Source organism: Spirillospora sp. NPDC000708 (genome assembly GCF_040299565.1).
Classification (GTDB): domain Bacteria; phylum Actinomycetota; class Actinomycetes; order Streptosporangiales; family Streptosporangiaceae; genus Spirillospora.
This window is the reverse complement of record NZ_JBEPCJ010000168.1, coordinates 1-10,192: the sequence shown is the minus strand read 5'-3', so window position 1 is coordinate 10,192 and position 10,192 is coordinate 1. Positions and strand designations below refer to the sequence as shown.

Below are 10,192 nucleotides of genomic sequence, written 5' to 3'. Positions count from 1 at the left end.
GGCGGCCGCCGCCGTCGCCGCGCCCGCCGCCGGCGAGTTCGACCCCGACGTCCTCCGGCGGCACCGCCGGGCCACGAAGGTGAGGGAGACATCATGCCCCTGGTGAGCACGGCCGAGCTGGTGCGGCCCGGCGAAGGCGTCGCCGCGTTCAACGTGATCACGCTGGAGCACGCCGAGGCGATCGCCGCGGCCGCCGAGGAGACCGGCCGCCCGGTCATCTGCCAGATCAGCCAGAACGCGGTGCGCTTCCACGGCGGACGGCTCGCGCCGATCGCCGCCGGCACCCGCGCGGTGGCGGAGGGCTCGGCGGCGCGCGTCGCGCTGCACCTGGACCACGTGACCGACGAGGACCTGATGCGCCAGGCCGCCGACCACGGGTTCGGCTCGGTGATGTACGACGGCTCCGAGCACGACTACGAGGAGAACGTGGCCCGCACCGCGGCGGCCGCCGCCTGGGCCCACGAGCGCGGCCTCTGGCTGGAGGCCGAGCTCGGCGAGGTGGGCGGCAAGGACGGCGCGCACGCCCCGGGCGTCCGCACCGACCCCGGCGAGGCCGCCGCGTTCGTCGCCGCGACCGGCGTCGACGCCCTCGCGGTCGCCGTCGGCAGCTCGCACGCGATGACCGAGCGCACCGCCGTCCTCGACCACGGCCTGATCGCGCGGCTGCGCGACGCGGTGCCGGTCCCGCTGGTGCTGCACGGCTCGTCGGGGGTCGCCGACGACGAGCTGCGCCGCGCCGTCGGTCAGGGAATGACAAAGATCAACATCGGTACGGCCCTCAACATCGCCTTCAGCGGGGCGGTCCGCGCGAACCTGGACCGGGGCGTCGACCCGCGCCGCTACCTCGCGCCCGCCCGCGACGCCATGCGGGAGCGGGTCGCGCACCTGCTGGAGGTCATCGCGCCCCGTTCCGCCGAGAGCATTGGACAACGTGCATGCTGAACATCGCCTTCGTCGGCGCCGGCTCGGTCGAGTTCACCCGCCAGCTGCTGCGCGACATCCTCTCCTACCCCGAGCTCGGCGGCGTCCGGCTCGCGCTGCACGACATCGACCCCGAGCGGCTGGAGGTCGCCGAGGGCCTGGCGAGGCTCACCGCGAAGGAGCACGGCGCCGCGCCCGCCATCACCGCGTCCCTGGACCGGCGCCGCGCGCTGGAGGGCGCCGACGTGGTCGTGAACATGGTCGCGGTCGGCGGGCACGCCGCGACGGTGAAGGACTTCGAGGTCGCCGCGGAGTTCGGCGTCCGGCAGACCATCGGCGACACCCTCGGCATCGGCGGGATCTTCCGGGCACTGCGCACGTTCCCGCTGCTGGAGGGCCTGGCCGCCGACATCAAGGCCGTCTGCCCGGACGCGTGGCTGCTGAACTACACCAACCCGATGGCGATGAACCTGCAGTACCTCGCGGCGATCGCGCCGGAGGTGAAGGCCGCCGGCCTGTGCCACTCGGTGTACTGGACCGTCCGGGACCTGTCGGAGCTGGTCGGCGTGCCGTACGAGGAGGTCGACTTCCACTCGGCGGGAGTCAATCACCAGGCGTGGGTGCTGAAGTGGGAGCACCGCGGCCGCGACCTGTACCCGGCGCTGGACGCCGCCATCGAGGCCGACCCCGAGCTGAGGCGGCGGGTGCGCGTCGACATGTACCGGCGCTTCGGCCGCTACCCGACGGAGACCAGCGAGCACTCGTCCGAGTACGTCCCCTGGTACCTGAAGGACGAGGCGGAGATCGAGCGGCTGCGCATCCCGGTCGGCGAGTACGTGCGGATCAGCGAGGGCAACCTGGCCGAGTACGCGCGGGTCCGCGACTGCTTGGCGCGCGGCGAGTACCCGGCGCCGCGCGAAGACGAGGACGCCACAGAGTACGCGCCGCAGGTCATCCACAGCCTCGCCACCGGCGAGCGCCGCACCATCCAGGTGACCACCGCCAACACCGGCCTGATCACCAACCTGCCGATGGGCGCGGGCGTCGAGGTCCCGGCGACGCTCGACCGGACGGGCGTGCACCCGCACCACGTCGGCGCGCTGCCCCCGCAGCTCGCGGCGCTGAACCGCGCCTTCCTCAACGTCGTGGAGCTGACCGTCGCCGCCGCCGTCGAGGGCGACCCGGCGCACGTCCGGCACGCCGCGATGTGCGACCCGGCGACCGCCGCCGCGCTGCCCGTCGAGCGCATCGCCGAGCTGTGCGACGCGCTCACCGCGGCGCACGGCGACGCGCTGCCCGCCGCGCTGCGGAGGAACTGATGCTGGACCTGCTGGTCGTCGGGGACGCCAACCCGGACGTCCTCGTGCACGGCGCCCCCGACGTCCCGCCCTACGGCCAGGCGGAGACGCTCGTCGGGGGCGGCGTGCTCGCGCTCGGCGGGTCCGCGGCGATCGCCGCGCACGGCGCCGCCCGGCTCGGCCTGGCCACCGCGTTCGCGGGGCTGGTCGGCCGGGACGCCGCCGGCGACTTCGTCCTCGACGCGCTGAGCGCCGCCGGCGTGGACGTGTCCCGCGTCGTCCGGCACGACACGCTGCCGACCGCGCTCACCGTGTGCCTGAACCGGCCCGGCGGCGACCGGGCGATCCTCACCGCGGCCGGATGCCTGGCCGAGTTCGGGCCCGAGCACGTCCCGGACGTCGCGGCGCGGCACGTGCACGCCGCGTCCTACTTCCTCCAGCCGCGCCTCGCCGGGGCGCTGCCCGCGCTGCTGCGCGGGCACCGGGCGTCCGGCGCGACGACCTCGCTGGACACCAACGACGACCCGTCCGGGCGCTGGGAACTCGCGCCCGGGCTGCTCGCGGAGTGCACGTTCCTGCTGCCCAACGAGGCCGAGGCGCTCGCGCTGAGCGGCCGTGCCGCGCTCCCGGAGGCGCTGGACGCGCTGGCGGGCGCCGGCTGCGTCCCGGTCGTCAAGCGCGGCGGCGAGGGCGCCGTCGCGCTGACGGACGGGACGGCCGTGCGCGCCGGCGCGCCCCTCGCCGACCCCGTCGACACCGTCGGCGCGGGCGACAGCTTCGACGCGGGCTTCCTCGCGGGCTGGCTCGACCGCGGCGACCTGGCCCACGCGCTCGCGCTGGGCGCGGTGTGCGGCGCGCTGTCCACGCGCGCCGCCGGCGGCACCGCCGGGCAGGCGACCCTCGCCGAAGCACTCGCGCAAATTGCGTGATTATTTCCCGCTGAAACGGCTACTTTCGCGCATCCTTTGTACTCTATAATGATCGGATGCGTCAGCAGGACCGTCTTCCCCTCATCCTCGAACGGCTCGCCGAGCACGGCTCCGTGAGCGTGGTCGACCTGTCGGCCGAGCTGCAGGCCTCGCCCGCCTCGATCCGCCGCGACCTGCAGGTGCTGGAGGAGCAGCAGCTCCTCAAGCGCACGCACGGCGGCGCGATGGCGGCCGAGGTCATCTACGAGCTGCCGATGCGCTACCGCGGCGGCCGCAGCCAGGAGGAGAAGCGCCGCATCGCGCAGGCCGCGGTGCGGCTGGTCGACGGCTCGGTGCACTCGGTCGGCTTCAACGGCGGCACCACGATCACCGAGCTGGCCCGGCTGCTGTCCACCGGCCGCGCGCTCAAGGTCGTCACCAACGCCCTCAACATCGCCGCCGACCTGTCCGTGCGGCCCGCGATCGACCTGGTCGTCACCGGCGGCGGCGTCCGCCCCGAGTCCTACGAGCTGGTGGGGCCGATCGCCGACCGCACCCTCGCCGACATCAGCCTGGACCTGGTCTTCCTCGGCGTGGACGGGATCGACGCCGAGGCCGGCATCAGCACCCACGACGAGATCGAGGCCCGCACCGACCACTGCCTGATGCGGGCCACCCGCCGGGTGGTGGTGCTCGCCGACGGCTCCAAGATCGGGCACCGCGCCTTCTCCCGGATCGCCCCGATCGGCGAGGTCGACATGCTGATCACCGACGCCGGCGCGGACCGCGCCGAGCTGGACCGGATCCAGGCGGCGGGCGTCGAGGTGACCGTGGCCTGAGGCCCCGGTCGCCTCGGCGCCCGGGCCGGGGGGCTACTTCAGGCCCGCGGTCGCCACCGACCGCACGAAGAACCGCTGCGCGACGAAGAACAGCACGAACACCGGCAGCTGGCTGATCACCGTGCCGGCCATGAGCCGCGGCCAGTTCGTCGTGTGCGCGCCCTGGAACGTCTGCAGGCCGAGCTGGACGGTCATGTGCTCCGGGCTCTGCACCGCGATCAGCGGCCACAGGAAGTCGTTCCACGTCTGCAGGAACGTCAGCACCGCGAGCGTCGCCAGCGTCGGGCGCATCAGCGGGAGCATCACCTGGAACAGGATCCGCAGCCGGCTCGCGCCGTCGATCCGCGCGGCCTCCTCCAGCTCCCGCGGCACCGTCATGAAGAACTGCCGCAGCAGGAAGATCCCGAACGCGGTCGCCAGGTTCGGCACGATCAGCGCGCCGAGCGTGTCGGTGAGGCCGAGCGTCCGCACCATGATCAGCGTCGGCAGCATGACGATCTGGAACGGCACCATCAGCGTGGCCAGCACCGCGACGAACAGCGCCTTGCTGCCGAGGAACCGGATCCGGGCGAACGCGTAGCCCGCCAGCGAGCAGAACACGAGGTTCCCGGCCACGCAGCTGACCGACACGATCGCGCTGTTGCCGAGCCAGTGCCCGAGCGGCGCGTCCCGCAGCGCGTCGGTGTAGTTGTGCCACTCGATGCCCGACGGCAGGCCGGGCGGGAACCGCCGCGTCTCGGCCTCGGTGGAGACCGACAGCAGCACCATCCAGAGCAGCGGCGTCACCATCACCAGCGCGATCGGCAGCAGGATCAGGTGCAGCGGGCTCGGCCGCCGGAACCGGCGCGCGGCCGGGGCGTTCATCGTCGTCATGCTCATCGGCCCTCGTAGAAGGAGGCGCGGCGGGTGATGGCGAGCTGTACCACGGTCACCAGCAGGATGACCAGGAACAGCGCGCAGCCGACCGCGGCCGCGTAGCCGCCGTCGAAGTCCACGAACGCCTTGTTGTACAGGTGGTAGACGATGACGGTGGTGGCGCGCAGCGGCCCGCCCTTGGTCGTCACGTACACCTCGTCGAACAGCTGCAGCGAGTTGATCGTCAGCCAGACGACGAGGAAGCCGGACGCGGGCGCCAGCAGAGGCAGCTCCACGTGCCGGAACGCCTTCAGCCGGCCGCAGCCGTCCAGCGCCGCCGCCTCCATCAGGTCCTTCGGGACGCTCTGCAGCGCGGACAGGTAGATGATCACGGCGAAGCCGAGCCACCCCCACACCGTCATCGCCACCAGCGCGAACAGCGCCTGGTTCGGATCCTGGAAGAAGCCCTGCTTGGGCAGGCCCGCCTTGGACAGCGCGGCGTTGACGGGGCCGAACTGCGGGTTCAGCAGCCAGTTGAAGATGATCCCGGTCGCGACCGTGGAGGTCACTAGCGGGACGAACACCGCCATCCGGTACAGCGTGATGCCGCGGATCCGCTGGTTGAGCAGCACCGCGATCGGCAGCGCCAGCACCATCGTCAGCGGCACGAACAGCACCGTGTAGATCGCCGACCGCCGGGCGGCGTCCCACATCAGCGGGTCCTTGACCAGCTCGGCGTACTTGGCGCCGCCCGCGAACGTGCCGGGGGAGGTCAGGTCCGTGTCCTGGAAGGACAGCCAGAACGACCACAGCACCGGCAGCATGCCGAAGATCCCGATCAGCAGGATGGCCGGGGAGACGAACCCCCAGCCCGCCAGGTGCTCGCCGAGCCGCCGCCGCGACCGGCGCGGCCGCCGGTCCTTGGCGGCGGGCGCGGTCAGCGCGGTGGACGCCATCAGGAGCCCGCCAGGATGTCGTCGACCTGCTTGGCGGCGTCGGCGAGCGCGGCCTGCGGCTGCTTCTTGCCGAGCAGGACCGCCTGCACGGCGGTGCCGAGGGCCTGCGAGATCTGCGGGTACTGCTTGATGTTCGGACGCGCCTTGGTGACGTTCTGGCTGAGGTTGTCGATGAACACCTTGTTGCCGGGGTACTTGGCCAGGTAGTCCTTGTATTCGGGCAGCTTCTCCTCGGACGCGCGCAGCGGCAGGTCACCGGTCTGCGTGGCGTACCGCAGGTGGATTTGCGGCGAGGTCAGCCACTTCAGGAACGCCCAGGCGGTCTTCTGCGCCTTCTTGTCGAAGAGCATGTAGTAGTCGGGGCCGGAGATCGTGGCGTGGGTGGCCTTGCCGGGCAGGTACTGCACGCCGTACGAGACGTCCTTGTTGATCTGGCCGAGGTCCCACGGGCCGGTCCACAGCATGCCGACCCGGCCGGAGTTGAACAGGTTGAGGTACTGCTGGTCGCCGGTGTCGAGGTAGACCGACTTGTCGGTGACGGACATGTCGTGCAGCAACTGCATGGCCTGCTGCCCGGCGGGGGAGTCGAAGGCCGCCTTCTTGTTCGCGGAGTCGAGCAGGTCGCCCCCGGCCTGCCAGAGGAGCGCGAGGAAGCGCCAGACGGTGTCCTCGGTCCCGTCGTTGACGTAGGCCCAGCCGTACTTGTTGTCCCCCGACAGCTTCTTCGCGGCGTTCCTGAAGTCGTCCCAGGTCCAGTCCGGCGTCGGGTACTTCAGGCCTGCGGCGTCGAACATCTTCTTGTTGTAGACGAGGCCGAGGTTGTCGACCAGCGCGGGGATCCCGTAGATCTTGTCGTCCACGGTGGCGCCCTGGCGGGCCGCGGGGAAGAAGTCGTTCCAGTCGACGGCCGGGTCGCCCTTGACCAGCGAGGTGAGATCCTGGGTCTGGTGGCGGCCGGTCAGCGCGGTGATCGACGAGCCGTACTGGTAGGCGACCGAGGGCGCCTTGCCGGACACGAAGGACGCGAGGGTCTTCTGCAGCGTGTTGTCGTTGTTGCTGAAGACCGGCTCGACCTTCTGGTCGGGATGCGCGCCGTTCCACTCGCCGACGAGCTTGGTGATCGTCTCGGCCTGGACGTCGGTGTACCCGTGCCAGAAGGTGATCTTCTTCGCGTCGCCGCCGCCGCCCGAGCCGCAGGCCGAGGAGAGGCCGGCCACCAAGGCGACCCCGGTGACCAGCGCGGTGATCCGGCGACCGCTCGGCTGCCTCATGATCGCCTCCAGATGCTCGTGCTCGATTGTGCAGGATGCGCGGCACTTTAGAACACAATCGCTCAACGGGCAAGGGATCGCGGGACCTCTACGTGGGTTGCTGGTCGGTAACACCGCCAATCGATCACAATGTTGCAGCGAAGATGCGTGATCGCGCTTGTCGGGGGCGTTCGACCGGCAATGATCGGGTGGGGGAGGCGATGATGGCGGAACCGAGCGGACCGTCCCTGCCACCGGGCGGGACGACGGCGGCGGCCGGGCCGAGGCCGGCATGAGGGGGGCGATGGCGGTCCTCTCGGGCCTGCTGGTCCTGTTCGCGCTGTCCGGCGCGGTGCCGGCGGACGCGGTGACCGGCAGCGTCCGCGTCCGGCCGGGCGACGACTGGACGCTGCCCGGATGGGTCCGCCCCTCGCCGAACAGCGGGTTCTTCTCCGAGCAGGCCGCCCCGGAGCACCACGTCGACCTGCGCGGCCTCGACCTCACCTGGCGCCAGCTCCAGCCCGGCGGGCCGGGACGGCTGCGCGACGACACCACCGGCACCGCCGAGGACCTGACCTTCCGGCCGCTGCGCGAGCAGCTCGCGCAGAAGCGGCCGTTCTGGATGCGCGTCTTCGCCAGCGGCTCGTCATGGGCGCCGGGATGGGTGGCCGACGAGTGCGGCGTGGAACCGATCGGCCCGGACTACGAGGGGCAATACCATCTGCCCATCTGGAACGAGTGCGTGTGGGGGCGGCTCCTCGGCCTCTACAAGAAGCTGTTCGTCGAGTCGGGCCTGCGCGCCGATCCGCGGCTGCGGTTCGTCTACGTCCCCGGCGCCTTCACCTGGGCGGAGTTCGACTACGACATCGTCAGCGCCGCCGCCAAGCAGGGACTGACCTTCAATGAGTACCGGTCCTGGTACTCGCATGCCTGGCACGACCTCGCCGCGCTGTTCGGGCCGTACCGCACCAAGCTCGTCTTCACCGGCGAGGACTACCCCTGGAGTCCGTGGGGGAGCAGGACGGACCTGTTCGCCAGGCAGGCGGTCGACGCCGGCCTCGGCGTCCGCACGGGCATCACCGAGGAGTTCAACTACCACCTCAGCGAGGCCCCCTCCTATGGCAGCCGCATAGAGCCCGACGGGCACATGACGGTGGACGAGAGCCTGCCCGTCCACGACGGGCGGCACGTCGTCGCCACCGAGAACGAGTGCTTCAACGACTGCGGCTACACCACCGCCGACCCCTACTACGCCGTCCGCCAGGCGAACCTGAAGGCGCTGCAACTGCGGATGAACTGGGTGTACGTGGTGCCGGGCCCGTCCTATATGAAGCAGTACCCGGCCCAATGGCGGTGGGTGCGGCTGAGCATCGGCAAGACCGCGTCCGACTCCCCGGACGCCTGGGCCGCGCTCCGCGACGCGGAGGACACCTACTGGAAGGACGGGACCGGGCCGTTCACCGGGAACCGCGCGTGGCGCACCCGGCCGTGGGTGCGCAACCTCGAACGCTGGCTCGTCCAGCGCGACGTCCGGCCGGACGGCACCCCGCGCCGCTCCACGGCCGACGTCCACCGCAACGTCCTCTCTGAGGAGAACGGCACCGCCTACGAGGGGCTCCGCACCGACCGCGCGCACGGCCAGACCTCGATGTACTTCGACGTCGACGACCGGTTCCGCGCCCGGCGCGACCGCCGGGCGGTGGACGTCAAGGTGACCTACCGCGACGCGGGCCGCGGCGCGTGGTGGATCGAGTACGAGGGCGGGCGGTCGCCGCGCGTCCGGCGCTCGGGCGACGGCGCGTGGAAGACCGCGACGGTGCGGCTGCCCCGTCCGGTGTTCGCCGGACGCCTGCGCGGCGGCACCGACTTCCGCCTCGCCACCGGCGCGGGCGACGACCTGGACGTCCGCTTCGTCCGCGTGGTCCGCCGCAGCGGGCCCTGACGGCGGGCGCCGGCCTCCGGGCCGCGGCCGCCCCGCGTTTTGCATCCCGCAGGGCGGATAAGGAGCGGACGAGCGACGTCGTGCGATCGCGGGACGTGACCGTTCTCTCGGGCCTTGGGGAGGCAGTGATGAGCATGCCGCACAGAATGGTGCGCCGACTGGAGCAGGCGGAGGTGCTGGACAAGGTCGCCGGGCCGCTGAGTTCCGCGGTCCGGCGCGCGGTACAGCCGCGGATCGTCCGCAACCTGCTCAGCGGGACCTACCTCGGCCATCCGCTGCATCCGCCGCTCACCGACGTGGCGATCGGCGCCTGGAGCATGTCCTCGCTGCTGGACGTCGCCGGGGGACCCGACGCCGAACCCGCCGCCGACCTGCTGGCGATCACGGGAGTGGCCGCCGCCGTGCCGACCGCGATGTCCGGGTTGAACGACTGGTCCGACACCCTCGGAGCCGAACGGCGGGTGGGCATGGTCCACGCCGCGGCCAACACCATGGCACTGGCCCTGTACGGGGCGTCCATCGCCATGCGGGCCCGCGGGGACCGCCGCGCCGGCAAGGCCCTCGGGCTCGCCGGCTTCGGGGTGCTGGGGTTCAGCGCCTACCTCGGCGGCCACCTGTCCTTCGTGATGGGCGTCAACGTCAACCGCACCGCCTGGCAGCAGGGGCCGCAGGACTGGACGCCGGTCCTCGGCGAGGACGAACTGCCCGACAGCGAGCACCGGACGGTGGACGTCGGCGGCGTCCCGATCATGCTCTACCGGGCGGACCGGCAGATCTACGCGCTGTCGGCCACGTGCACCCACCTGGGCGGGCCGCTGGACGAGGGCACGGTCGCGGACGGCTGCGTCACGTGCCCCTGGCACGGCAGCACCTTCCGGCTCTCGGACGGCGGCGTCGTGCGCGGCCCGGCCAGCACGCCGGAACCCCGCTTCGAGGCGCGCGTCCAGGACGGGCGCATCGAGGTCCGCGTCCCGCCGCCGGGCGCTCCGGCCCGCAAGGGCGAGGGCGCGCACGCCGGCCCGACCGAGCGGATGGGCCGGGCGGCCCGCCGCCGGATGGCGCGGGTCTCCTGACCGGCCGCCCCGCGTCCCGCCGCGGGCGGGGCGCGCTGGCTGCCTTTGTTGTGGTGGGGGGGGCGTTCCCCTGGGTATCGTTGGGGCGGGTACAATGGGGGGGGGTACCGTTGGGGGGGGGGGAGGTCGGGCACAAGTTCGCCAGGCTGG

Annotated in this window: 9 protein-coding genes; 6 read left to right on the top strand and 3 right to left on the bottom strand. The window is 72.3% G+C overall.

Annotated features, from left to right (window positions below; genetic code table 11):
* The first annotated feature begins 93 nt into the window (after positions 1–93).
* Genes ABT299_RS51145 through ABT299_RS51130 form a run of 4 tightly spaced genes read left to right on the top strand, consistent with a single transcriptional unit; the run spans position 94 to position 3,966 of the window.
* Positions 94–942 (top strand): class II fructose-bisphosphate aldolase, encoded by an 849-nt coding sequence (locus tag ABT299_RS51145; protein WP_500255295.1) that lies wholly within the window; start codon positions 94–96, stop codon positions 940–942.
* A complete protein-coding gene (locus ABT299_RS51140) occupies positions 936–2,240 on the top strand; it encodes an alpha-glucosidase/alpha-galactosidase (protein WP_500255294.1) in 1,305 nt (434 codons plus the stop codon). Before ABT299_RS51145 ends, ABT299_RS51140 begins: the two co-directional genes overlap by 7 nt.
* The gene (locus tag ABT299_RS51135; protein ID WP_190868245.1) at positions 2,240–3,148 is read left to right on the top strand and encodes a carbohydrate kinase family protein; all 909 of its coding nucleotides are present in this window, start codon (positions 2,240–2,242) and stop codon (positions 3,146–3,148) included. The genes ABT299_RS51140 and ABT299_RS51135 overlap by 1 nt, the downstream gene beginning before the upstream one ends.
* A 56-nt stretch (positions 3,149–3,204) precedes the next feature.
* Positions 3,205–3,966 carry a DeoR/GlpR family DNA-binding transcription regulator gene (locus tag ABT299_RS51130; protein ID WP_190868246.1) on the top strand — a complete coding sequence of 254 codons (762 nt, stop codon included), beginning with the start codon at positions 3,205–3,207 and terminating at the stop codon, positions 3,964–3,966.
* Positions 3,967–3,999: 33 nt separating this feature from the next.
* On the opposite strand, the gene ABT299_RS51125 is transcribed toward ABT299_RS51130, so the two are convergent.
* Genes ABT299_RS51125 through ABT299_RS51115 form a run of 3 tightly spaced genes read right to left on the bottom strand, consistent with a single transcriptional unit; the run spans position 4,000 to position 7,048 of the window.
* Positions 4,000–4,845, bottom strand: coding sequence for a carbohydrate ABC transporter permease (locus ABT299_RS51125; protein WP_206700361.1), 846 nt, complete (start codon positions 4,843–4,845; stop codon positions 4,000–4,002).
* A complete protein-coding gene (locus tag ABT299_RS51120; protein WP_387025470.1) occupies positions 4,842–5,777 on the bottom strand; it encodes a carbohydrate ABC transporter permease in 936 nt (311 codons plus the stop codon). Before ABT299_RS51120 ends, ABT299_RS51125 begins: the two co-directional genes overlap by 4 nt.
* Positions 5,777–7,048, bottom strand: coding sequence for an ABC transporter substrate-binding protein (locus ABT299_RS51115; protein ID WP_500255293.1), 1,272 nt, complete (start codon positions 7,046–7,048; stop codon positions 5,777–5,779). The genes ABT299_RS51120 and ABT299_RS51115 overlap by 1 nt, the downstream gene beginning before the upstream one ends.
* A 283-nt stretch (positions 7,049–7,331) precedes the next feature.
* Here ABT299_RS51115 and ABT299_RS51110 point away from each other — a divergent pair, with 283 nt between their 5' ends.
* Both ABT299_RS51110 and ABT299_RS51105 read left to right on the top strand, forming a co-directional pair.
* Positions 7,332–8,969, top strand: a complete 1,638-nt coding sequence (locus ABT299_RS51110; protein ID WP_500255292.1) for a hypothetical protein — start codon at positions 7,332–7,334, stop codon at positions 8,967–8,969.
* A 128-nt stretch (positions 8,970–9,097) separates the two neighbouring features.
* On the top strand, positions 9,098–10,042 hold the full coding sequence (locus tag ABT299_RS51105; RefSeq protein ID WP_500255291.1) for a Rieske (2Fe-2S) protein: 945 nt from the start codon (positions 9,098–9,100) through the stop codon (positions 10,040–10,042).
* The last annotated feature ends 150 nt before the right edge of the window (positions 10,043–10,192 follow it).